Annotated in this window: 22 protein-coding genes and 1 pseudogene; 9 read left to right on the plus strand and 14 right to left on the minus strand. The window is 73.9% G+C overall.

All coding sequences use genetic code 11. From position 1 onward, the window contains the following. Window positions 1-137 precede the first annotated feature (137 nt). From leuA to ACFY2K_RS12415, 4 genes are all read left to right on the plus strand, one after another. Window positions 138-1,934, plus strand: coding sequence for a 2-isopropylmalate synthase (gene leuA, locus ACFY2K_RS12400; protein WP_380591176.1), 1,797 nt, complete (start codon window positions 138-140; stop codon window positions 1,932-1,934). 370 nt (window positions 1,935-2,304) lie between these two features. Then, window positions 2,305-2,856, plus strand: coding sequence for a TerB family tellurite resistance protein (locus tag ACFY2K_RS12405; protein ID WP_375892480.1), 552 nt, complete (start codon window positions 2,305-2,307; stop codon window positions 2,854-2,856). A 162-nt stretch (window positions 2,857-3,018) separates the two neighbouring features. Next, a complete protein-coding gene (recO, locus tag ACFY2K_RS12410) occupies window positions 3,019-3,765 on the plus strand; it encodes a DNA repair protein RecO (RefSeq protein WP_375892482.1) in 747 nt (248 codons plus the stop codon). 4 nt (window positions 3,766-3,769) lie between these two features. Beyond that, window positions 3,770-4,609, plus strand: a complete 840-nt coding sequence (locus tag ACFY2K_RS12415; protein WP_375892484.1) for an isoprenyl transferase — start codon at window positions 3,770-3,772, stop codon at window positions 4,607-4,609. 101 nt (window positions 4,610-4,710) lie between these two features. Here ACFY2K_RS12415 and ACFY2K_RS12420 read toward each other — a convergent pair whose 3' ends face one another. The 4 genes from ACFY2K_RS12420 to ACFY2K_RS12435 are packed head-to-tail and all read right to left on the minus strand — an operon-like array spanning window position 4,711 to window position 7,956. Beyond that, complete coding sequence (locus ACFY2K_RS12420) at window positions 4,711-5,121, minus strand: Fur family transcriptional regulator (protein WP_360228723.1); 411 nt, start codon at window positions 5,119-5,121, stop codon at window positions 4,711-4,713. A gap of 35 nt (window positions 5,122-5,156) precedes the next feature. After that, complete coding sequence (locus ACFY2K_RS12425; protein ID WP_387711147.1) at window positions 5,157-6,179, minus strand: metal ABC transporter permease; 1,023 nt, start codon at window positions 6,177-6,179, stop codon at window positions 5,157-5,159. Further along, window positions 6,176-6,940 (minus strand): metal ABC transporter ATP-binding protein, encoded by a 765-nt coding sequence (locus ACFY2K_RS12430; protein ID WP_387711149.1) that lies wholly within the window; start codon window positions 6,938-6,940, stop codon window positions 6,176-6,178. The genes ACFY2K_RS12425 and ACFY2K_RS12430 overlap by 4 nt, the downstream gene beginning before the upstream one ends. Window positions 6,941-6,954: 14 nt before the next feature. After that, the gene (locus tag ACFY2K_RS12435) at window positions 6,955-7,956 is read right to left on the minus strand and encodes a metal ABC transporter substrate-binding protein (protein ID WP_375892488.1); all 1,002 of its coding nucleotides are present in this window, start codon (window positions 7,954-7,956) and stop codon (window positions 6,955-6,957) included. A 191-nt stretch (window positions 7,957-8,147) separates the two neighbouring features. Between ACFY2K_RS12435 and ACFY2K_RS12440 the strand changes: the two genes are divergently transcribed. Further along, the gene (locus ACFY2K_RS12440) at window positions 8,148-9,530 is read left to right on the plus strand and encodes a glycine--tRNA ligase (RefSeq protein ID WP_380401709.1); all 1,383 of its coding nucleotides are present in this window, start codon (window positions 8,148-8,150) and stop codon (window positions 9,528-9,530) included. Window positions 9,531-9,659: 129 nt separating this feature from the next. Here the strand turns inward: ACFY2K_RS12440 and ACFY2K_RS12445 are convergent, their stop codons facing one another. From ACFY2K_RS12445 to ACFY2K_RS12470, 6 genes and pseudogenes are all read right to left on the minus strand, one after another. Beyond that, window positions 9,660-10,838 (minus strand): hypothetical protein, encoded by a 1,179-nt coding sequence (locus ACFY2K_RS12445; protein ID WP_375892490.1) that lies wholly within the window; start codon window positions 10,836-10,838, stop codon window positions 9,660-9,662. A 199-nt stretch (window positions 10,839-11,037) separates the two neighbouring features. After that, entirely contained in the window at window positions 11,038-11,616 is a 579-nt protein-coding gene (locus ACFY2K_RS12450; RefSeq protein WP_387711152.1) for an NADAR family protein, read from the minus strand. 82 nt (window positions 11,617-11,698) lie between these two features. After that, window positions 11,699-12,811, minus strand: a complete 1,113-nt coding sequence (locus ACFY2K_RS12455) for a threonine aldolase family protein (RefSeq protein ID WP_387711154.1) — start codon at window positions 12,809-12,811, stop codon at window positions 11,699-11,701. Window positions 12,812-12,863: 52 nt separating this feature from the next. Next, window positions 12,864-13,700 carry a PaaX family transcriptional regulator C-terminal domain-containing protein gene (locus ACFY2K_RS12460; protein WP_387711156.1) on the minus strand — a complete coding sequence of 279 codons (837 nt, stop codon included), beginning with the start codon at window positions 13,698-13,700 and terminating at the stop codon, window positions 12,864-12,866. 137 nt (window positions 13,701-13,837) lie between these two features. Then, window positions 13,838-14,678 (minus strand): annotated as a pseudogene (locus tag ACFY2K_RS12465) (DUF3626 domain-containing protein). Window positions 14,679-14,766: 88 nt separating this feature from the next. Next, complete coding sequence (locus ACFY2K_RS12470) at window positions 14,767-15,000, minus strand: hypothetical protein (RefSeq protein ID WP_387711158.1); 234 nt, start codon at window positions 14,998-15,000, stop codon at window positions 14,767-14,769. A 175-nt stretch (window positions 15,001-15,175) separates the two neighbouring features. Here ACFY2K_RS12470 and ACFY2K_RS12475 point away from each other — a divergent pair, with 175 nt between their 5' ends. Both ACFY2K_RS12475 and ACFY2K_RS12480 read left to right on the plus strand, forming a co-directional pair. Next, window positions 15,176-16,372 carry an MFS transporter gene (locus ACFY2K_RS12475; protein WP_387711160.1) on the plus strand — a complete coding sequence of 399 codons (1,197 nt, stop codon included), beginning with the start codon at window positions 15,176-15,178 and terminating at the stop codon, window positions 16,370-16,372. Between the two features lie 38 nt (window positions 16,373-16,410). Then, window positions 16,411-17,019 carry an alpha/beta hydrolase gene (locus ACFY2K_RS12480; protein WP_387711162.1) on the plus strand — a complete coding sequence of 203 codons (609 nt, stop codon included), beginning with the start codon at window positions 16,411-16,413 and terminating at the stop codon, window positions 17,017-17,019. Between the two features lie 311 nt (window positions 17,020-17,330). On the opposite strand, the gene ACFY2K_RS12485 is transcribed toward ACFY2K_RS12480, so the two are convergent. Beyond that, the gene (locus ACFY2K_RS12485) at window positions 17,331-18,614 is read right to left on the minus strand and encodes an MFS transporter (protein ID WP_387711164.1); all 1,284 of its coding nucleotides are present in this window, start codon (window positions 18,612-18,614) and stop codon (window positions 17,331-17,333) included. A 76-nt stretch (window positions 18,615-18,690) separates the two neighbouring features. Between ACFY2K_RS12485 and ACFY2K_RS12490 the strand changes: the two genes are divergently transcribed. Further along, entirely contained in the window at window positions 18,691-19,053 is a 363-nt protein-coding gene (locus ACFY2K_RS12490; RefSeq protein WP_375892507.1) for a MerR family transcriptional regulator, read from the plus strand. A 118-nt stretch (window positions 19,054-19,171) separates the two neighbouring features. Here the strand turns inward: ACFY2K_RS12490 and ACFY2K_RS12495 are convergent, their stop codons facing one another. Further along, window positions 19,172-20,647, minus strand: coding sequence for an MFS transporter (locus tag ACFY2K_RS12495; RefSeq protein ID WP_387711166.1), 1,476 nt, complete (start codon window positions 20,645-20,647; stop codon window positions 19,172-19,174). 111 nt (window positions 20,648-20,758) lie between these two features. Here ACFY2K_RS12495 and ACFY2K_RS12500 point away from each other — a divergent pair, with 111 nt between their 5' ends. Beyond that, the gene (locus ACFY2K_RS12500) at window positions 20,759-21,637 is read left to right on the plus strand and encodes a helix-turn-helix transcriptional regulator (protein WP_375892555.1); all 879 of its coding nucleotides are present in this window, start codon (window positions 20,759-20,761) and stop codon (window positions 21,635-21,637) included. A gap of 160 nt (window positions 21,638-21,797) precedes the next feature. On the opposite strand, the gene ACFY2K_RS12505 is transcribed toward ACFY2K_RS12500, so the two are convergent. Further along, window positions 21,798-22,220: a hypothetical protein gene (locus ACFY2K_RS12505; protein ID WP_375892511.1), complete on the minus strand. Its 423-nt coding sequence runs from the start codon at window positions 22,218-22,220 to the stop codon at window positions 21,798-21,800. Beyond that, window positions 22,217-22,741, minus strand: a complete 525-nt coding sequence (locus ACFY2K_RS12510; protein WP_375892512.1) for a hypothetical protein — start codon at window positions 22,739-22,741, stop codon at window positions 22,217-22,219. Before ACFY2K_RS12510 ends, ACFY2K_RS12505 begins: the two co-directional genes overlap by 4 nt. Window positions 22,742-22,779 lie beyond the last annotated feature (38 nt).

Consider the following 22,779-nt stretch of genomic DNA (forward strand, 5'->3'; position numbering starts at 1 on the left):
TCGCCGCGGGGAACGAGCTGTGCGCGGAAACGGCGATGCGACGGCGTATCGCGGGGCGCAGCAGCGGCCGGCCAGTCGGTGTCGATCCCTCCCGACCGCCCGCACCACGCATCCACAGGAAGCCGAGAGTCCCCTCCATGACCGAGCAGACCTCCGCCGCGTCCGTCCCCGCCGCTCGCGCCTTCGTCGACCGGCCGACCCCGATCACCGCCGCCTCCGTGCGCCAGCGGCCCTCGGGCATGCGCCACGGGCGCTACCTGCCGTTCGGCACCGTCGACCTGCCGGACCGCACCTGGCCGCACCAGGTGATCACCAAGGCGCCGCGCTGGCTCTCCACCGACCTGCGGGACGGCAACCAGGCGCTGATCGACCCGATGTCCCCCGCCCGCAAGCGGAAGATGTTCGACCTGCTGGTGGCCATGGGCTACAAGGAGATCGAGGTCGGCTTCCCGTCCTCCGGCGCCACCGACCACGCCTTCGTGCGGTCGCTGATCGAGGAGGGGGCGATCCCGGAGGACGTCACCATCTCGGTGCTGACCCAGGCCCGCGAGGAGCTGATCGAGAAGACCGTCGAGGCGCTGGTCGGCGCCCCGCGGGCGACCGTCCACCTGTACAACGCGACCGCGCCGCTGTTCCGCCGGGTGGTGTTCCGCAACGACGAGGCGGCCACCAAGGCGATCGCGGTGGACGGCACCCGGCTGGTCATGGAGTACGCGGAGAAGCTGCTGGGCGACGACACCGTCTTCGGCTACCAGTACTCGCCGGAGATCTTCGTGGACACCGAGCTGGACTTCGCGCTGGAGGTCTGCGAGGCGGTGATGGACGTCTGGCAGCCCGGTGAGGGCCGCGAGATCATCCTGAACCTGCCGGCCACCGTCGAGCGGGCCACCCCGAACGTCCAGGCCGACCAGTTCGAGTGGATGTCGCGCAACCTGTCGCGCCGCGAGTTCGTCTGCCTGTCGGTGCACCCCCACAACGACCGCGGCACCGCCGTGGCCTCCGCCGAGCTGGCCTACATGGCGGGCGCGGACCGGATCGAGGGCTGCCTGTTCGGGCAGGGCGAGCGGACCGGCAACGTCGACCTGGTGACGCTGGGGATGAACCTGTTCTCGCAGGGCATCGACCCGCAGATCGACTTCTCCGACATCGACGAGGTGCGCCGCACCGCCGAGTACTGCAACCAGATGGAGGTGCACCCGCGCCACCCGTACGCCGGGGACCTGGTGTACACCTCCTTCTCCGGCTCGCACCAGGACGCCATCAAGAAGGGCTTCGACGTCCTGGAGGCGGACGCGAAGGCGGCCGGGGTGCCGGTGGCGGAGCACACCTGGGGAGTGCCGTACCTGCCGATCGACCCGAAGGACGTCGGCCGCACCTACGAGGCGGTCATCCGGGTCAACAGCCAGTCCGGCAAGGGCGGGGTGGCCTACGTCCTCAAGAACGACCACAAGCTGGACCTGCCGCGCCGGATGCAGATCGAGTTCTCCCGGATCATCCAGGCCAAGACCGACGCCGAGGGCGGCGAGGTCAGCCCGGCGGAGATCTGGCGGGTCTTCGAGGACGAGTACCTGCCGACCACCGGCAACCCGTGGGGCCGGCTGTCGCTGGCCGGTTCGCGCACCCTGACCACCGAGGACGGCCGGGACGCGCTGACCGCCGAGGCCGTGGTGGACGGTGCGCCGGTGACCCTGACCGGTACCGGCAACGGCCCGGTCTCGGCCTTCGCGGACGCGCTGGCCCGGATCGGCGTGGACGTACGGGTGCTGGACTACGCCGAGCACGCGCTGAGCGAGGGCGGCGACGCCCAGGCGGCCGCGTACGTGGAGTGCGCGGTGGACGGCAAGGTGCTGTGGGGCGTGGGCATCGACGGCAACACCGTGCTGGCCTCGCTGAAGGCGATGATCAGTGCCGTCAACCGCTCGCAGCGCGGCTAACTCCCGAGGGTGGTACGCGAAGGGCCGTCCCGCGGGACGGCCCTTCGCCGTGTCCGCCGGGCGTCCCGGGCGGGCTGTGGCCTGCGCCACATTTTTTCGGATCGGAAGCCGTTCGAGGTACTGACACGTGCCGGTAACCGTGGCAACATCGATCCACCGGCAAGCCGGGTCGGTGGGACGGCCTCGGTGTCCGGTCGCGTGACCTGTCCATAGTTGTGCAGGCCGCCTGCCATGTCTGGGGAGTGGCGCCGTGACCAGGTTGTGGGGTGTTCGCCCGAGGTGGCGGACCGATGTTCTCGGTGATTTCTTCTGTCCGGGCTGCGGCGGGGACCGCAACTACCGCCGGCAGCACGGCCGGCGGTGGCTGCGGTTGCTGGGGACGCCGGTCGCGCCGCTCGGACCGGTGATCGGCAGCGTGCAGTGCACCAGCTGCCACGGGCGCTACGGTGTCGAGTCCCTGGAGCAGCCCACCAGCGTGCGCCTCGGCGCGATGCTGCGGGACGCCCAGTACACCATCGCCCTGGCCCTGCTCGCGGCCGGCGGCACCGCCCACCGGGCGGCCCGCGAGGCGGCCTGCACGGCGGTGCGCGAGGCCGGGTTCGAGGACTGCGGCGAGGCCCAGGTGCTGGCCGCGCTCGCCGCGCTGTCCGGGCTCGGCGGCGAACTCCACGACGCCCACGGGATGGCCGGCGGCCTGACCGTGGAACTGCACGCGGTGCTCGAACCGCTCGCCCCGCACCTGGCCCAGCAGGGCCGGGAGCGGCTGCTGCTGCTGGGTGCGGCGATCGCCCTGGCGGACGGGCGCTACCTGCCGCAGGAGCGCGAGGCGCTGGCCGCGGTCGGCAGCTGCCTGGACCTGCCGCAGAGCCAGGTGCCGGCGCTGCTGGAGGCGGCGACCCGGGCACCGTACGAGAACCTGTAGGGCCTCGGCCCCGCCCCTCCGGACCTTCCGTATCCCCCACAAACGGGCCCGCCCCCCTCCGGGCCCGCCGTGACCCGCACCGCAGTGGTCCTCCCCCACGGCCCCCGGTGCGGGCAACACGGCTGTCCACGGCTGTCAGAGCCCTGGGGGACAATGGGGGGCATGAGTCTTTTCCGGGACGACGGCGTCGTGTTGCGGGCGCAGAAGCTCGGCGAGGCCGATCGGATCATCACCCTGCTGACCCGCCACCACGGCAAGGTGCGGGCGGTGGCGCGCGGGGTGCGCAAGACCAAGTCCAAGTTCGGCGCCCGGCTGGAGCCGTTCTCGCACGTGGACGTGCAGTTCTTCAGCCGGGGGAGCGAGCTGGTCGGGCGCGGGCTGCCGCTGTGCACCCAGGTGGAGACCATCGCCCCGTACGGCGGATCGATCGTCACCGACTACGGCCGCTACACCGCCGGCACGGCGATGCTGGAGACGGCCGAGCGCTTCGCCGAGAACGAGGGCGAGCCGGCCGTCCAGCAGTACCTGCTGCTGGTGGGCGGGCTGCGGGTGCTGGCGGCCGGGACGCACGAGTCGCACCTGGTGCTGGACGCCTTCCTGCTGCGCTCGCTCGCGGTGAACGGGTACGGCGCGAGCTTCACGGACTGCGCCAAATGCGGCCTGGACGGGCCGAACCGTTTCTTCTCCCTCCCCGCAGGGGGGGTGCTCTGCGCGGACTGCCGAGTGCCCGGATGTGCCGTACCCTCCCCTGAGACACTGGTACTGCTCGGGGCGCTGCTGTCAGGGGACTGGCGGACGGCCGACGCCTGCGAGCCGCGGTACTGGCGGGAGGGCAGCGGCCTGGTCGCGGCCTATCTGCAGTGGCACCTGGAGCGGGGCATCCGCTCGATGAGATACGTGGAGAAGTGAGCACATGGCAGCGCGACGGCTCTTCGGCGGCGGCAAGCAGCGGGTCTACGAACCCCCGACCCCGCACCCCAGCGGCGCCAAGCCCCCGAAGCTCCCCGGCGAGCTGGTCCCGGACCACGTCGCCATCGTGATGGACGGCAACGGCCGCTGGGCCAAGGAGCGCGGGCTGCCCCGCACCGAGGGCCACAAGATCGGCGAGTCCGTGGTGCTGGACGTGCTCAAGGGCGCGATCGAGCTCGGCGTCAAGAACATCTCGCTGTACGCGTTCTCCACCGAGAACTGGAAGCGCTCGCCCGACGAGGTGAAGTTCCTGATGAACTTCAACCGGGACGTCATCCGCCGCCGCCGTGACGAGATGGACGCGATGGGCGTGCGGATCCGCTGGGCCGGCCGGATGCCCAAGCTGTGGAAGAGCGTCGTCCAGGAGCTCCAGGTCGCCGAGGAGCAGACCAAGGGCAACGACGCCGTGACGCTCTACATGTGCGTCAACTACGGCGGCCGGGCCGAACTCGCCGACGCCGCGCAGGCGATCGCGCTGGACGTGGCGGCCGGACGGCTGGACCCGAAGAAGGTCAACGAGAAGACCATCGCCAAGTACATGTACCACCCGGACATGCCGGACGTGGACCTCTTCCTGCGCCCCAGCGGCGAGCAGCGCACCTCCAACTTCCTGCTCTGGCAGTCCGCGTACGCCGAGTTCGTGTTCCAGGACGTGCTCTGGCCGGACTTCGACCGCCGCGACCTGTGGCGCGCCTGCGAGCAGTTCGCGATGCGCGACCGCCGCTTCGGCGGGGCGATCCCGAACGAGGTCGCCGCGCCGCTGGAGCTGCCCACCCAGCGCTGACGCCGACCGGCGCGCGCATGCCGAAGGGCCCGCGGGAACGAACCGTTCCCGCGGGCCCTTCGGCCGTCGTCCGCGCGGGCTGCCCCCGTACGGACGGCCGTTCAGCCCTTCTTCGCGCAGTCCGCGCAGGTGCCGAAGATCTCCAGGGTGTGCGCGATGTCGCTGAACCCGTGCTCGGCGGCGACCGAGTTGGCCCAGCGCTCGACCGCGGGGCCCTCGACCTCGACGGTGGCGCCGCAGTGCCGGCAGACCAGGTGGTGGTGGTGCCCGCTGCTGCACCGGCGGTAGACGGCCTCGCCGTCGGCGGTGCGCAGCACGTCCACCTCACCGGCGTCGGCGAGCGACTGGAGGGTGCGGTAGACCGTGGTCAGACCGACGGAGTCCCCGCGGTGCTTGAGCAGGTCGTGGAGCTCCTGGGCGCTGCGGAAGTCCGCGATCTCGTCCAGGGCCGCCGAGACGGCGGCTCGCTGCCGGGTCGAGCGGGCGCGCGGCGACGGGCCTGCGGTGGTCACCGTGGGTCCTCCTGGGGTCGTGGGCGTCACGCACCTCATTGTGCCAGCCCGGCCCGCCGCTCCGGAGTGGTCGTGTCGGAGGAAGTCCTTCCCGGGTCCTGGCCGGGGATCCGGCCGGTGCCGCGGCCGGGGATCGGGTCGGGGAAGGCGTCGGTGATTCCGTCGGGGAAGGCGTCGGGGATTCGGTCCGGGAGCCGGACGTCGCAGACCTGGGGGGCCGGGTCGGCGTCGCTGCGGCGCCGGTGGCGGCGGCGGGCGAGCGGGGCGGCGATCGCGCTGAACACCGCGAACACCGCGATGGCGAGCAGCACGATGGCCGGGCCGGAGGGCACGTCGAGCTGGTAGGAACCGGTGACGCCGGCCAGCGCGACCACCACGCCGAGCGCGATCGAGGCGGCCTGGGTGGCGGCGAAGGAGCGGGTCAACTGCTGGGCGGCGACCACCGGGACCACCATCAGCGCGCTGACCAGCAGCAGGCCGACCACCCGCATGGCGACCGTGACGGTGACCGCGGCCATCACCGCGAGCAGCAGGTTGAGGGTGCGCACCGGAACGCCGGTGACCCGGGCGAAGTCCTCGTCCTGGCAGATCGCGAAGAGCTGGCGGCGCAGGCCGACGGTGACCGCGATGACCACGGCCCCGAGCACCGCGATGGTGGCCAGGTCGGCGGGGGCGACGGTGAGGATCGAGCCCCACAGGTAGCTCTCCAGCGAGCCGGCCCCGGCCTGGGCGGACATCGAGACGAGCAGCTTGCCGCAGGCCATGCCGCCGTAGAAGAGCATCGCCAGGGCGATGTCGCCGCGCTGGTTGCCGCGCGAGCGGACCAGCTCCATGGTGACGGCGCCGAGCACGCAGACCAGCACGGCCATCCAGACCGGGCTGGTCTGGAAGATGAAGCCGAGGCCGACGCCGGTCATCGCGACGTGGCCCATGCCGTCGCCCATCAGCGCCTGGCGGCGTTGCACCAGGTAGATCCCGACGGCGGGGGCGGTGATCCCGACCAGTACGGCGGCCAGCAGGGCGCGCTGCATGAAGTCGTAGGAGAGCATCTCGGTCATGCGAGCAGCCTCGGCGGGGTGAGGTCGGCGTGCGGGTGGACGTGGTCGTGGCCGGGCAGCGCGTGCAGGCCGGTGTTGGGGACCGGCGGGCCGTCGTGCGCGACGCAGCCGTCCCGCAGCACCACGGCGCGGTCGATCAGCGGCTCCAGCGGCCCGAGTTCGTGCAGCACCAGGAGCACCGAGGCGCCGCGGCCGACCTCGGCGCGCAGGGTGTCGGCGAGCACCTGCTGGCTGGCGGCGTCGACGCCGGCCATCGGCTCGTCCATGATCAGCAGGTCGGGGGTGCCGACCAGGGCGCGGGCGATCAGGACCCGCTGCTGCTGGCCGCCGGAGAGGTCGGCGACGCCGTCCCCGGCCCGGTCCAGCATGCCGACGGCGGCCAGCGCGCCGTCCACCGCGGAGCGGTCCCGGCGGCGGAACGGCAGCAGCCGGTGCTGCGCCAGCCGCCCGGTGGAGACCACCTCGCGCACGGTGGCGGGGACGCCGGAGGCGGCGGTGGTGCGCTGCGGGACGTACCCGATCCGGTGCCAGGCGCGGAAGGAGCCGTACGGGGTGCCGAACAGCTCCAGGGTGCCCTGCTCCAGCGGCACGGAGCGGATCACGGCCTTGACGGTGGTCGACTTGCCGGAGCCGTTGGCGCCGAGCAGGGCGACGACCTCGCCGGGTCGGACGGTGAGGTCGACGCCGCGCAGCACCGGCCGGCCGCCGCGCGAGGCGACGGCGTCGAGGAGGCGGACGGCCGGGGGTATCGGGTGGGTCATGGTGGTGCGTCCCGTCAGCTCGCGGGGGTGGGGGCGGCGGTCGCCGTGGGCGCGCCGAGGGCGGCCCGGAGGTTGGCCAGGTTCTGCTTCATGACGGTCAGGTAGTCGTCCTTGGCGGCGCCGTTGGATGCATCAGTCTTGACGCCCTCCAGCGGGTCCAGCACGGCGGTCTTGAGGCCGAGGTCCTTGGCGACGGTGTCGGCGAGCTTGGGGCTGACCAGGGTCTCGAAGAAGATCGTGGTGACGCCGTTGTCCTTGGCGGCCTTCTGCACCTCGGCGAGGCGGGCCGGGGTGGGCTCGGACTCCGGGTCGACGCCGTTGATGGCGACCTGGGTGAGGCCGTAGTGGTCGGCGAGGTAGCCGAAGGCGGCGTGGCTGGTGACGAAGGTCTTGGTCTTGACGTCCTGCAGCCCGGTCCGGAACTCCTGGTCCAGGGCGGTGAGCCGGGTGACCAGGTCGTCGGTGTTCTTCCGGTAGTCGGCGGCGTGGGCGGGGTCGGCCTTGGCGAACTCGGCGCCGACGCTCTTGGCGATCGCGGCGTAGCGGCTCGGGTCGAGCCAGACGTGCGGGTCGCCGGCCGGGCCCTCGTGCTTGTGGCCGTCGCCCTCGGCGGTGCCCTCGTCGAGGTGGTGGTCGACCAGCGGGCTGGCGGCGGTGGCGTCGATCTTGTGCTTGCTGCCCGACTGGTCGACGGCCTGGTCGACGGTGGGCTGGAGGCCCTTGAGGTAGAGGATCGCGTCGGCCTTCTGGACGCCGGCGACCTGCTTGGCGGTGAGTTCCAGGTCGTGCGGCTCGACGCCGGGCGCGGTGAGGTCGGTGACCGAGACGTGCTCCTTGCCGATCTGCTGGGCCAGGAACTCCATCGGGTAGAAGGAGGCGACGACGTTCAGCTTGCCGTCCGTGCCCTGGGCGCTGCTGCTGCCGCCGCAGGCCGTGAGGGCCAGTGAGGAGGCGAGGGCGGCGACGGCGAGGGCGGCGGTCTTGCGGGTCCGGCGGCTGAGCAGTCCGATCATCATGACAATCATTCTCATCTCAAGTGGAAATGATTGTCAACTCACTCGGACGGGTGAACGACAGGTGGCCGTGGACGGGGGGAGCCGGACCATATCGATTTGAAACCCGTACCCGTCCGGCCGGTAACCTTGGGTATTCGGGTACGAGCAACCAGCCGTGCCCTGACCGTGCCGTACGTACTGAAGAGAGCACTGTGGCCGCCGACAAGATCGACACGATCGTCAGCCTGAGCAAGCGCCGAGGCTTCGTCTACCCCTGCAGCGAGATCTACGGCGGCACGCGTGCCGCCTGGGACTACGGGCCGCTGGGCGTCGAACTCAAGGAGAACATCAAGCGCCAGTGGTGGCGCACGATGGTCCAGGCCCGCGAGGACGTCGTCGGACTCGACTCGTCGGTGATCCTGGCCCGCGAGGTCTGGGAGGCCTCCGGCCACGTCGCCACCTTCAACGACCCGCTGACCGAGTGCCTCTCCTGCCACAAGCGCCACCGGGCCGACCACCTGGAGGAGAAGTACGAGGCCAAGCACGGCTTCCCGCCGCCGAACGGCCTCAAGGACGTCAACTGCCCCGACTGCGGTACCAAGGGCCAGTTCACCGAGCCCAAGGACTTCTCGGGCATGCTGAAGACCCACCTCGGCGTCACCGAGGAGGCGAGCGGCCTGGCGTTCCTGCGCCCCGAGACCGCCCAGGGCATCTTCACCAACTTCAGTTCCGTCCAGACCACGTCGCGCAAGAAGCCGCCGTTCGGCATCGCCCAGACCGGCAAGAGCTTCCGCAACGAGATCACCCCCGGCAACTTCATCTTCCGCACCCGCGAGTTCGAGCAGATGGAGATGGAGTTCTTCGTCAAGCCGGGCGAGGACGAGCAGTGGCACGAGTACTGGCTCCAGCAGCGCTGGGACTGGTACGTCGACCTCGGCATGCGCACCGAGAACATGCGCTTCTTCGAGCACCCGAAGGAGAAGCTCTCCCACTACGCCAAGCGCACCGTGGACATCGAGTACCGCTTCAACTTCGGCGGCTCCGAGTTCTCCGAGCTGGAGGGCGTCGCCAACCGCACGGACTACGACCTGCGGGTGCACAGCGAGGCCTCCGGCAAGGACCTCCGGTACTTCGACCAGGAGAGCGGCGAGCGGTACTTCCCGTACGTCATCGAGCCGGCGGCCGGCCTCAACCGCGCCATGCTGGCCTTCCTGATCGACGCCTACTTCGAGGACGAGGCGCCGAACGCCAAGGGCGTCATGGAGAAGCGCGTCGGCATGCGGCTCGACCCGCGCCTGGCCCCGGTCAAGGTCGCCGTGCTGCCGCTGTCGCGCAACGCCGAGCTCTCCCCGAAGGCCCGCGGCCTGGCCGCCGACCTGCGCACCGCGTGGAACGTCGAGTTCGACGACGCGGGCGCGATCGGCAAGCGCTACCGCCGCCAGGACGAGATCGGCACGCCGTTCTGCGTCACGGTCGACTTCGACACCCTCGAGGACAACGCGGTGACCGTGCGCGACCGCGACACCATGTCGCAGGAGCGCGTGTCGCTCGACCAGGTGAAGGGCTACCTGGCGGCGCGGCTGATCGGCTGCTGAGTCCGGTCCTTCGGTAGTCCGGTACTGCGGTAGTCCGGTACTGCGGTACTTCGGGGAGCCCCCGGCCGTCCTCCTTTGTGGAGGCGGGCCGGGGGCTCCCTGCGTTCCTGTCGTTCCGGGGGCGGGGGGCTACCGCCGGCCCCAGCGGGAGCGGGGGGCGGCCGGCGGGGCGGTCGGCAGGCCGGCCGTGCGCAGGGCGGCCAGGGTGGTGCGGTGGCGGGTGCCGTCGGCGAGCAGTGCGGCCAGCAGTTGCCCGTAGAGGTCCCGGTGGTTCTCCAACGCGGCGGCCAGGCGCACCAGTTCGACCGGCGGGCGCAGGGCCGCCAGCTCGTGCAGCAGGAGGGTGGCGAGCGCGGGCGGCAGCTCGGTCGCGAGTCCGGCCAGGTCCGCGGTCGGGCGGCCGGCCGCCTGGCGCAGCAGCGTGCGGACGTCGGCGGGGCGGCCGTGCTGCTGGAGGCCGGCGGCCAGCGAGGTCAGCTCCGGGGTCGGTGCCGAGCCCCACTCCCAGAGCAGCGTGGCGCTGTCGGCGTGCTGCCCGGCCCGCTCCAGCGCGGCGAGCAGGGCCGGGACCGCGGCGGCCGGGTAGGCCCGGAAGGCGTGGAACAGTTCGGCGGCCTCCTCGGCCAGGCCCAGCTCCCGCAGCTCCGCCAGCACCGTGACGGCGTGCTCGGGGGCGCCCCGGGCGGCCGTCCGGGCCAGTTGGAGCGAGGCGCCGGTCGGGCCGCGCCGGGAGAGCATCCCGACCAGCAGGGCGGCGTCGGCGGGGGCGAGGTGGGCGGCGGCCCGGTCCAGCAGCTCCCCGGCCTCGGGGAGGGCGCCGCTGCGGTGGAGTCCGGTGATCCGCTCGGTGAGGGCGCCGAGGTCGGGGCGGACGGGTGGAGCGGGAGACGGCGCCGCTGCGGGGGGCGGGGCCGTCGCCGGGATCGGGGCCGGGGGTGGGGTCGGCGCCGGTGGCGGGGGCGGTGGGGGCTGGTGAGGAGAGAGGGGCGGGTGATCCGCCTGCTCCGGGGCGGGTCGGGGGTGCGGCCGCTGTCTGAGGTGGATCTCCAATTCCCTTAACTGATCGCTCAGTTGCAGGCAGCGCGCACCCAGGCCCTCGCGCAGGGTGCGGGCCTGGGCGAGCTGCCGCAGCAGGTCGTCGTCCGGGCGCCGGCGGCCCGGGGCCGCCCGTATCGCCTCGTTCAGCCGGCGTTCGCGTTGGCCCGCGTAACGGCTCGCGCGGAGCAACTCGTCCAGTTCCGACCGGAGTTCGGCGGCCCGTTGCTCGCCCTCCGGTTGCTGGCCTGCGGATTCTTCCGTCGACCGCATGCGCATGATCGCCCCAACCTGTCCATCTGTACCCTGACTGCGGGACATCCTGGCGTCGGAATGTGGCGATGGAGTTACGAGAGCGCGACCAGTCGTGCCCGAGTGGTGTCAAGGAGCGCGCAGAGGGCGGCCGTTGCGAGAAGTGCGCCGGTCGCGCTCCGCGGCGGGGCCGCCCCGTCCGGCCGGGGAGCGACCGGCCTCATCCGGCCAGTCGCGCCCGCGCCTCCATCAGTGCGAACCCGAGCAGGTTCAACCCCCGCCACTCCAGCGGGCGTTCGGCCCGGATGTCGTCCGCGCCGAGGCCGATGCCCCAGATCCGGTCCACCGGGCTGGCCTCGACCAGGACGCGGCCGCCCGTGCCGAGCAGGTACTCCCGCAGGGCCTCGTCCTGGCCGAACTTCGCGACGTTCCCCTCGACCACCAGGTCGAACCGGCCCGCCGTCCAGGTCTCGTCGTCGAAGTCCCGGACCAGCCGGCCCAGCTTCTTCGCCTCGGCGGGCGTCCGGGCCGCCAGCACCTGCTGCTCGATCGCCCGGTCGCCGAACATCCGGGCCTTGCCGGCCATCATCCAGTGCTCGGCGGAGGCGTACGCCACCCCGTCGACGGTGAACTGCCCGGGCCACCACTGGCTCAGGCACTCCTGTCGCGTTCTGCCGCCCTTGCGGGCGGTGTGCCCCCAGAACATCACCCATTTCGGCCGCGCCCCGGTGGCCATCAGGCCCGCCAACTGCTCGCGGCTGCGGACGTCGGCGAAGTCTCCGGCCTGCTGCTTGCTCATAATCGTCATTCTGACACGAAGGGTCGGGCGCCCGCCATCCGTTTGACGGCGGGCTCCGTCGGAGGGCCGGCCCTCCCGGGGGTCAGTCCTGTTCGGCGGCGGCGACCAGCTCCAGGAAGCGCAGCCCGAGTCCGGTGACCTCCTGCGCCGTCCAGTCCTGGACCGAGCCCGCCAGTCGGACCTCGGCCATGGCGAGGCCGGGGGCGGCGTCGGTCCAGTCCAGGAACCAGGTCCCCTCCCGCTCGGCGAGGGCGAGGGTGGCGGCGTTCAGGACGCGCGCCGGGTGGGGGAGCCAGAGCTGGAAGTCGTGGGTGGGCGGCGCCTCCGGGAGGATCCGCGCCCCGGGAAGGGCGGCCAGGGCGGGGACGAGGGTCGCCGCGTGGCGGGTGTAGCCGGGGATCCGGGGGAGCTCGGTGTCCAGGCCGGCGAGCGCGGCGAGGGCGGCCGGCCACTGCTGGTAGAGCTGGCCGCCGTAACGGTGGCGCCAGGTGCGGGCGTAGGCGGTGAAGGCCTTGTCCCCGGCGAGGGCGGCCCCGCTGATGCCGCCGAGGTCCTTGTAGTAGGAGACGTAGACGCTGTCGGCCAGGGCGGCGATCTCGTCCAGCGGCCGGCCGAAGTGGGTCGTGGTGTTCCAGAGGCGGGCGCCGTCGAAGTGCACCCGGGCACCGGCCTCGCGGGCGGCGGCGACCAGTTCGGTGAGCTCGTCCCAGCTGGGCAGGAGGAAGCCCGGGTCGCGGAGTGGGAGTTCCACCACCAGGGTGCCGAACGGTTCGCCGAGACCGCGCAGGTCGTCGGCGGTCGGCTGCCGCGCCTCGGTGGTGGGCCAGAGGCTGCGCAGGCCGGTGAGCTGGATGTGGGCGTGGCGTTCGTGCCGTTCGAGGTGGCTCTGCGGGTGGAGCGCGACGGCCGGGTTGCCGGTCCGCTCGGCGTGGTGGCGCAGGGCGACCTGCTGGGCCATCGTCCCGCTGGGGAAGAACACCGCGTCCTCGGTGCCGAGGAGCTCGGCGGTGCGCTCCTCCAGCTCCCCGACCGGCCCGCCGTTCCCGTAGATGTCGGGGTGGGCGTCCGGCTCGACCGCCTCGGCGAGCGCGGTGAGGCGCTCGCGCATGGTCAGCGGGCGGGCGCCGGAGAGGAAGCGGGTGCAGGCCCGGCGGGCGGCGCGCAGGCGGGCCGGGTCGATCTGGTCATCGGTCATCCGGCGATTGTCGGAGCGGCGGCGCCGCCGGGCCAACTGCTTTTCTCGGCACTCAGGCCTTTTCTGCCCCGGGCGGGTCGAAGGAGCGGAAGAGGGACAGGTCGGGGGCCTGGCGCCGGATCGCCGCCCACCGCTCCCGGAAGGCGTGGCGCAGTCGTGCGGGCGGCCAGGGGGCGGGCCGCAGTTCGGGCGGCAGCAGTGGGTCGTGCTCCAGTGCCCGGCTGAACGCGTCGGCCAACCCCAGGGCGGAGGCGACGAGTGCGGTGGAGCCGTGGTCGGTGCCGACCGGTTCCGCGGCGAGCGCCTCGGCGAGCGGCCGGTAGGCGGCGAGGGTGTCGGCCGCGGGCCACAGGCGCTCCGCGACGGAGGCCGGGTCGGTGAACCCGGGGCCGGTCAGCCGGGTGGCCTCCGCCGTGACCAGGTAGCTGCCGACGGTGGACTCCGAGGTCTCGCCGACGAGTTCGGCCAGCAGGTCGTGCGGGCTGAGGTAGGCGCCGGGGGCGAGCGGGGCGGCGCCGAGGCGGGTCAGCGCGGTGCGGAGGGCGTCGCGTTCGGGGCGGCGCTGTTCCGGTACGGAGAAGGTGTGGAGCCGCCAGAACCCGTCCCAGGGGGCGAGTCCGGCGTCCTGGGCGTAGGCGAGGCGGACGAGGCGGACGTCCGTGTCGGAGCGGAGCCGGCCCGTGTCGGTCAGCAGGAGGCGGCCCTTGCGGCCGCGGCCCTCCTGCCGGAGGACGCCCGCGGCCTCCAGCCGGCGGATCGCCAGCCGGACCGGCTGGTCGGCGAGTCCGGCCGCGGCGGCGAGGTCGTAGACGTAGGCGAGGGAAGCGGTGCCCTGCGGGTCGAAGCAGGCCTCGACGACCGTCCGCGGCGCGGCCTGGTACTCGGACAAGGGGAGACCTCGGTTCTCGATCGCGCCCCGGCTCCGGCGCCGCCCCCAGGGTAACCGCGGCGGGAGGAGCGACGCGGGTCACCGGAGCAGGGCGGCGCCGGACTGTCGCACCGGGCCGCGAGGATCCGCCGACCCCCCTACGCGGGGGCGCCGAAGCGGGCGAGGTAGTGCCACACCCTCTTGAGGTCCTGGGGGGTCGTGGCGGCCGGTCGCGGCGGCGGCGCCGATGATCCGGGGGTCGAGGGCGCCGTCCTCGGCGATCCGGGCGCCGAGGTCGACGAACTCCCGGCCGCGGTAGTCGGGGTGGCGGCGGAGCTCCTCGACGGTGAGCCGGAAGCCGGGGTGCCACTCCAGCGGGCAGGGGAGGCGGCGGGCGGCGTCCTCGACCGGGGTGTTCCGGTAGCAGGGGTCCAGCACCAGGGCCTCGACGTCCACGGCCAGCCGGACCGGGCCGTGGACGTGCGCCTCGATGCAGTCGTCGAGGGCGTCCCGGTCGTCGGCCAGGGCGAGCGGGATGAGCCCCATGTGGGCCGCGGTGCCGAAGTCCGTGGGCTCCAGGAAGCTGTCCGGGTAGCAGAAGGTGGTGCGCTCCAGGGCGGGGGCGGTGAGCCGGAAGTGCGCGGACCCGAAGCGGGGTGCGGCGCCGACGGGATTGCGGCGGTGGTCGAGGGCACCGTAGACGGGGCGTTCGCCGGGGGCCGCGTCGTCGTAGGCGCCGTTGAAGATCCGGCTCTCCCAGCGCCAGCGGTCCCCGCCCGGGTGGGCGGTCAGGCCGCCGTTGCTGGTGCCGGTGGCGAACTGGGAGAGGTAGACGCCGTCCTCGGCCAGGGCGTCGAGGACGGCCCGGCCGCGGGAGACCCGGTCCGGGTGGAAGTTGAGGGTCACCCGCAGGGCCGGGTCGACCGGCGGGCCGGCGGCGAGCGAGGCCACGTGGTCGAGGGCCCGGACCTGCGGGGTCGGGGCGGCGTCGGAGCTCATGCGGGGTAGTGTCGCGCGGCCGGGCCGGTGGGTGCACCCGGGTTTCCGTCCGGCGCCGTACCGCCGCGTCCGCCCTGGCGTCGCCCCGTCAGACGTATTGCGTCTGGAGGTCGTCGGGGAACAGGCCGTTGCCGTGGTGGGTGGCCCAGGTGGAGTGGGTGGTGCGGATCCGGGCGGCCTGGGAGGTCCGCCGCCGCTCGATCAGCAGGCCCTCCGTGCCGTCCGCCCACCGTCGGTGGGCCCGGTCGCGACGGGCCAGGAACAGGGTGGTGCCGACGACGACGGCCGCCAGGGCGGCCAGGAACGCGAGAACGAAGCTCATGAGCTCCCCCTTCCTTCGGACTCGATCACTGTGCGAACCAAGTATCGCGGACCGGGGTGCCCGTCCGCCATAGCTGAAGTAGCTTGGGGCGCATGGCAGATGATGGCGCAGGACGTCCCCCGCGGCCGGTCCGTCGGTCACTCCGCGGGCCTCGCGGAACGCCGTACCGGCCCTGATGTTCTCGCAGGGCGTCAGCGTGGCGGGCACCCAGGTCACGGCGCTGGCCCTGCCCGCGCTGGCGATCCTGCTGCTGGACGCCGGGCCGCTGGCGGCCTCGCTGCTGTTCGCCCTGGAGTACGGGGTGCAGGGGCTGACCGGCCCGTTCGCCGGGGTGCTGGTGGACCGGGTCGCCTCCCGGCGGCGACTGCTGGTCGCGGTGGACCTCGCCCAGCTGCTGCTGATCGCCACCGTCCCGCTAGCGCACGCCGCCGGTGCGCTGACGCTGGCCCACCTCTGCGCGGTCGCGGCGGTCTCCGGGGCGCTGGGCGGGATCTCCGCCATCGCGGTGCCGACCGTGGCGGCGGACTTCGTGCCGAAGGACGGCCTGGTGGCGGTCAACGCCAAGCTGGCCGGGGCCCGTTCGGTCGGCCAGATCGCCGGGCCGGGGCTGGCCGCCGCGCTGGTGCAGGCGGTCGGGGCGGCCACCGCGATGGTCGCGGCCGCGGTCAGTTACGGGTTGTCCGCCCTCGCCATGAGCCTGCCCCGGCTCCGCCGGGACGAGGAGCCGCCGCAGGCCGCCGCCCGGCCGGGGGTCGCGGCCTCGCTGCGGGAGGGCGTCGACGTCCTGCGCGGCCGGCCGCTGCTGGCCCGGCTGGCCGTCGCCGCGGCGGCGCTCAACCTGGGCGGGGCCGGGCTGGCCGGGCTGTTCGCCTACTTCGCCTACCAGGTCGTGGACCTGAGCCCCGGGGAGCTCGGTCTGACCCAGGCCGTCTACAGCATCGCCGCGGTGACGGCGGTGCTCACCGCGAAGCGGGTGATCCGGCGGGTCGGGCTGACCAGGGTGATCCCGCTCTTCGGCCCGCTGGCCGCGGCCGCCCTGTTCCTGATCCCGCTGGCCTCGCTCGGGGCGGCCCTTCCGGTGCTGGTCGTCTACCAGGCGGTGTTCGGCTTCTGCGCGACGGTCTGGGGCGTCAGTTGGGTGACCCTGCAGCAACAGCTGTCCCCGCCGGAGCAGTTGGGGCGGGTGCTCGGCCTGTCCCGCTCGATCGGCCAACTCGTCATGCCGGTGGGCGCGTTGCTGGGCGGCACGCTGGCCGGTGCGGTCGGCGTCACCGGGGCGCTGGCCGTCTTCGCCGCGATCGCCGTGGCCGGCACCCTCGCGGTGGTCGGCACCCGGCCCCAGGCCGTCCTCCCGGAGGGGAACCGGGCCTGACCGGCACCCGCCAGGGCGGACGGCAGTAGCCTGCGGGCATGTCCGCCTCCCCCGCACCGAGCCTCCCCACCCGCATCGACGGCGACCCGGACCGGGTCGCGCTGGTCGTCCCGGGCGTCGGCTACTCGCCCGCCCGTCCACTGCTGCACTTCGCCTCCTCGGTCCTGGCCCGGCACGGCTGGACGGTCCAGGAGCTGTGGTGGCGGATCCCGGAGGCGTTCGCCGAGTTCACGACGGAGCAGCGGATCGCCTGGGTCGAGCGGCAGGTCGGCGCGGCCGTCGACGCGGAGGGCGGCGCCTGCCGCCTGCTGGTCGGCAAGTCGCTGGGCTCCCTGGCCGCCGGCCTCGCCGCGGACCGCGCCCTCCCGGCCGCCTGGCTCACCCCGGTGCTCACCCTCGACCACGTGGCCCGCGCCCTCGGCCGGGCCACCGCGCCGACCCTCCTGATCGGCGGCAGCGCCGACAGGCTGTGGGACCGGAGCGTCGCCGACGCCACCGGCCACCAGGTCCTGGAACTCCCCGCCGCCGACCACGGCCTCGAACTCCCGGACGACCCGACCGGATCCATCGACCTGCTCCGCACCGCCGTCGCCCGCCTGGACACCTTCATCGGCGGACTGCCCCCGGGTGGGGGGACGGCCGCCTAGGCAGGGGCGCCGCCGGTGGCCCGGGGGATCGGAGCGGGCAGGAGCCGAGGCCGATCAGCGACCTTCCTCGTCGCGCATCCCGTGGAGGGCCTCGGTGGCCGACGGGAGTCGGACGGCGATCGAGGGCGGGATCCAGTCGGCCGCTGGTGCAGTCGCGTACGAGGTTCTCCAGCACCCGCTGCTCCGGGGCCGGCGGTGTGAGTACGGCGATCAGCCGTCCCTCGCGGGTGATTCCGATCAACTCCCCGGCCGCCACCCGGTCGAGCAGTCCTGATCTCTGGCCCGGGGCGGCCGGTTCACCCGGACGGGCGTCACCCCTTGCCCGGGAACCCGTGGCGGCGGGCGGCCGCCGTGACGGCCAGGGCGAGGGCCAGCAGGGCGAGGGCCGACCAGGGGAGGGAGCGCGGTCCGGCGTGGTCGAGGAGGAGGCCGCCGGCCGACGCGGCGGCGGCGATGCCGAGGTTCCAGCAGGTGACCAGCAGGGACTGGGCGAGGTCGGCGGCCGTGTCGGCGGCGTCGGCGACGGCGGTCTGCAGCAGGGTGGCGACGCCGCCGAAGCCGAGGCCCCAGATCGCGGCGGCGGCGTAGACGGGCCAGGGGGACGAGCCGAGCAGGGCGCCGGCGAGGGTCAGGGTCGCGGCGCCGACGAGGAGGCAGGCGGTGAGGGTCAGGGTGCGCAGGTGCCGGTCGATCAGGGCTCCGGTGGCGGCGATGCTCACCAGCGAGGCCAGGCCGAGGACGAGCAGCACGGTGTCGGTCCGTCCGCCGAGGTGCAGCGGTTCGAGCAGGGCCGCGACGTAGGTGTAGAGGACGTTGTGGGCGAGTACGAAGGTCGCCGTGACGGCCAGGACGGCCGCCACGCCGGGGATCCGCACCACCTGCCGGAGCGGCAGCCGGTCGTGTTCGGCCCGGCCGGGGACCGGGGGGACGGCTGCGGCGATCCAGCCGGCGAGGGCGAGCGCGAGGACGCTCATCAGCCCGAAGGCGACCCGCCACCCGGCGGCCCCGGCGAGCAGGGTGCCGGCCGGGACCCCGACGGACAGGGCGACCGTGGCGCCGCCCATCGCGACGGCCATGGCCCGTCCGCGTTGTTCGGGCGCGACGATGCTGCGGGCGTACCCGGCCAGCAGGGCCCACAGCATTCCGGCGACCAGGCCCGCCGCGAAGCGGGCCGCCATGGTGAGCGGGTAGTCGCCGGAGACCGCGGTGACGGCGTTGGCGACGGTGAAGCCGCCGACGGCGAGGAGCAGCAGCCGCTTGCGCGGCCAGCCGGCGGTGGCGGCGGTCAGCGGGATGGCGGCCGCGATGGAGCCGATCGCGTAGAGGGTGACGGACTGTCCGGCGCCGGACTGGCTGACGCCGAGGTCCCGGCTCATCGCGGGCAGGACGCCGGCGGGCAGCGCCTCGGTCATCAGGGTGATGAACCCGCCGGTGCTCAGGGCGAGCAGCGCCGGCCAGGGCAGTCCGGCCGGTGGCGCCCCTCTCGCCGGGCCGAGCGGAAGCCCCGGGTCGGGCGAGGGGGTCGAGGCGGCGCCTCCGGCCGTGGCCGGGGTCGTCATGGGGCAGGAGGGGGAGGGGAGTTCGTGGGTCGGCATGTGACCGATCGTCTATCGTTGACACGGATGTCAAGGTCCAGCCGGAACGGCCCGGCCCCGACGTGAGGGTGGTCACATGCGGATCGGCGAACTGGCCCGGCGGACGGAGACCTCGCCGCGCCTGCTGCGCTACTACGAGAAGCAGGGCCTGATCTTCCCGCGCCGCGAGGCGAACGGGTACCGGGACTACGACGAGTACCTGGTCGACCGGGTGATCCAGATCCGCGGACTGCTGGACGCGGGGCTGCCGACCCGGATCATCAAGCAGATCCTGCCCTGCCTGGACGCCCCGCGGAAGATCCACTTCGCGGACGCCACCCCGGAGATGCTCGACACCCTGGAGTCCGAGACCGAGCGGATGACCCGCCGCATCCACTGCCTGACCCGCAACCGCGACGCCATCCAGGAGTACCTGTCCGTGGTCAGGGAACTCGCCTGACCGTACGGGCGGTCGCGGCAGCGCGACGGCCCCGCGACCGCAGCGCGACGGCCCCGCGACCGGCGGGAACCGGTCGCGGGGCCGTTCGTCGTCGCCCGGGCCCGTGGGCCCGCGGGGCTCAGCCGATGGAGCGGGGCAGCCGGGTGGTCAGGTACAGCACGGTGAAGGAGCCCAGCAGCTGGACGCCGAGGCACAGGGCGAGCGCGCGGCCCATGCCGAGGCTGGGGGAGAGGGACAAGTAGAGGGTGCCCAGGGTGGCCACGCCGAGGGCGAGGCTGGACTGCTGGCCGGTGGCGAGGACGCCGCTGCCGACGCCGGCCCGGGCGGCGGGCACCTTGGCGAGCACGACCCGGAACAGCGGGGTGCCGATCAGGCCCTGCCCGATGCCCGCGAGGGCGACGCCGGGGGCCATCCGCAGCGGGGAGAAGTGGTCCGCGTCGGCGAGGACGGTCAGCGCGATGGTGATGAGGCCGAGGGCCTGGACCACGGCACCGGCGCTGAGCACCCGGCTGCCCCAGCGGCCGATCAGCCGCGGGCCCGAGAGCGAGGCGGTGAAGTAGCCGACGGCCATCGGGACGAGCGCCCAGCCGGCGGCGACCACGCCGAGCCGCAGGCCCTGCTGGAGGGCGACGGCGATGACGAACATGAAGCCGCCGAAGCCGGCGAAGTAGGGCAGCGCGATGCCGAGGCCGCGCCGCATCTCGGGGATCCGCAGCAGGCTGGGCGGCACCAGCGGGGTGGCGCCGCGCCGCTCCGCGCGGCTCTCGACCAGGGCGAAGGCGGTGGCGAACACCGGGAACAGGGCGAGCAGCACCCAGGACCAGAGCGGCCAGCCGGCCGCGCGGCCCTCCATCAGCGGGACGAGCAGGGAGAGCAGGGAGGCGGTGAGCAGCACGGTGCCGGGTACGTCGACGGCGGCGGCCCGGGTGGCCCGGCTCTCCGGCACGTACCGGACGGCGAGGAGGACGGCGAGCAGCGCGAACGGGACGTTCAGCAGGAAGACCGAGCGCCAGCCGGTGCCGAAGAGGTCGGCGGCGACGAGCATCCCGCCGAGCACCTGGCCGATCACCACGGAGATGCCGCCGACCGCGCCGTAGACGCTGAGCGCGCGGCCGCGCCGGGCGCCGTCGGTGGCGGCGGTGATGGTGCCGAGCACCTGCGGGATCAGCAGCGCGGCCGAGGCGCCCTGGGCGGCCCGGGCGGCGACCAGGGACCACGCGTCGGGGGCGAGGCCGCAGGCCAGCGAGGTGACGGCGAAGGCGGTGGCCCCGGCGACGAAGAGCCGGCGGCGGCCGAAGGTGTCGCCGAGCCGCCCGCCGAGGACGAGCAGGACGGCGAAGGCGATGCCGTAGCCGGCGGCGACGAGTTCCAGCACCGCCGGTCCGGCGGCCAGGTCCTGGTCGATGGTGGGCAGGGCGACGTTCACGATGAAGAAGTCGAGCATCGGCAGGAAGGCCCCGAGCAGGACGGTGACCAGCCCGGCGGTGCCGAGGGCGGGGGTGTGCGGGGCGGCGGCCTGCGGGGCGGTGGTGCTCGGGGCGGTGGTGCGGGCGGTGCTGGGCGGGGCCGGGGCGACGGCGAGTCGTTGAGTCACGGGTCATACGATCCGCCGGTTCCCAGCCTGGTACCAGAGTGTGGTTATCCAGGTATGAGAAGTACCTGGCAACAGGCTGCGGCGTGCCGCATGCTGGGGAGCATGAGCCTGATGACCCCGGCCGCGCAAGCCCGCCCCGGCACCGCCGCGCCGCACCGCGCCACACCCGGCGAAGCCCGCCGGCACGACCTGGCGGCGTTCCTGCGCAGCCGCCGGGAGCGGATCGCGCCCGAGCAGGTGGGCCTGCCGCTGACCGGCCGCCGCCGCACCCCGGGGCTGCGCCGGGAGGAGGTGGCGCAGCTGGCCGCGGTGGGGGTGACCTGGTACACGTGGTTGGAGCAGGGGCGGGACATCCAGGTGTCCGCCCAGGTACTGGACGCGGTGGCGCGGGCGCTGCTGCTGGACCCGAGCGAGCGGGCGCACCTGTTCACCCTGGCCGGTGCGGACGATCCGGCGCCGGTGAAGGAGTGCCCCTCGGTGACGCCGAGCGTGCGACTGGTGCTGGACCAGCTGGCGCCGTACCCGGCCGCCGCGGTCAACTCCCGCTACGACATCCTGGCGCACAACGTGCCGTACACCGCCATCGTCGGCGACCTCGGGGAGCTGCCCCCGGAGGAGCGGAACCTGATGTGGCTGGCGTTCACCCCCTCCCGCTTCCGCGACGTGCTGATCGACTACCGGACGGAGCGCCTCGGCATGGTGGCCCGGTTCCGCGCCGCGATGGCCGACCACTCCGCCGAGCCCGCCTGGAAGGCGCTGCTGGCCCGGCTGCGCAAGGCCTCGCCGGACTTCGAGGAGGAGTGGCAGCGGCACGAGGTGATGCGGCCGCGCAACGGGATCAAGCGCTTCCAGGTGCCGGGCGTGGGCCTGCTGCGCTGCGAGTACACCAACTTCTGGCTCGGCCCCCGGCTCGGGACGCGGCTGATCAGCTACACCCCGCTGGACGAGGAGACCCGCCTCCTGATGGACCGGCTGCCGACACGGCGCTAGGGCCTGTCCGGCGGATCTTGGCAGATCAGCGCGCGGCGTTGGGCGCCCGGCTGGGCGTGCGCCCGAGTCGGCCTCGTACTGGACGTACTTGGGCGATTCGGGCGTGCGTCCAGGCGGGATGCCCGGCGTCGCGCGCCTGGCAAGATCCGCCGGACAGGCCCTAGCCGCGTACCGCCGCGCCACGTACGATCCCGCGCCCGGCCGCCCCGGGTATCGCCTCGCGCCCGAGCAGCAGGCACACCGCCGCCAGCGGCAGTTCGACGCAGCAGGCCATCACCAGCGCGGCGAGCACCGCGTGCCCCGGCCCGGCGCAGGCGATGTCGGCCAGGGCGTCCCCGGCGAGCAGCAGCGCCACCACCGCGCCCGCCCACAGGGCGGCGGGGCTGCGCCGGCGCAGCAGCGCGTCCAGCGAGAGCAGCGCGGCGAACTCCGCGAGGTCCAGCACCACCCACGGGGTCTCGTGGTTGACGGCCAGGACCATCAGCCAGGGCAGCAGCCCGAAGGCGGCCAGTCGCGGCAGCCGCTGGAACCGCTCCGGCAGCACGTACGCCGGAGTGCCCGGGGGGACGAGGGCGATACTCATGCGCCGACCTCGCTCCGCACGCGCTGCAGGGGGAGCCGCTCGACGGGCCCGCCCGCCGGGTGCCCGACGAGCACCGCATCGAACGGGCCCTCGGCCAGGGCGAGCCAGAACTGCCCGGCCACCGTGACCACTTCGCCCGCCGCCGCCCGGACGGTGCCGAACAGCCGCCGCCCGCCGGTGAACACCACCGAGGGCACCCGGCCGTCGGAGGGCAGCCGCCCCCAGGCGAGCACGTGCGAGCCCCGACCGGCGGACGGGCTGCGCCGCGCGCCGCGGACGAGCCGCGGGGCGAGCCGGGCGGCGACCAGGACGTCGGCCAGCTCGCCGTGCTGGTACAGCTCCAACGCGGCCCGGCCGCGACCGGACCCGACGCTGCGGACCGACCAGGGCCCGGCCCCGGCGGGCAGCGTCCCCTCCGGCCCCGGCGCCGGGCGGAGCGCGCCCCCGGGAACACCCCCGTGGTTCCCGGGGACGGGCCGCCCGTGCGGCGGGGTGGCGGAGTGCGATGCGGTGCTCGTCATGTCCCCAAGCCTCTCGTCGCGAGGGGGGTCCTGTCGGT

Source organism: Kitasatospora sp. NPDC001309 (genome assembly GCF_042896295.1).
Lineage (GTDB): Bacteria > Actinomycetota > Actinomycetes > Streptomycetales > Streptomycetaceae > Kitasatospora.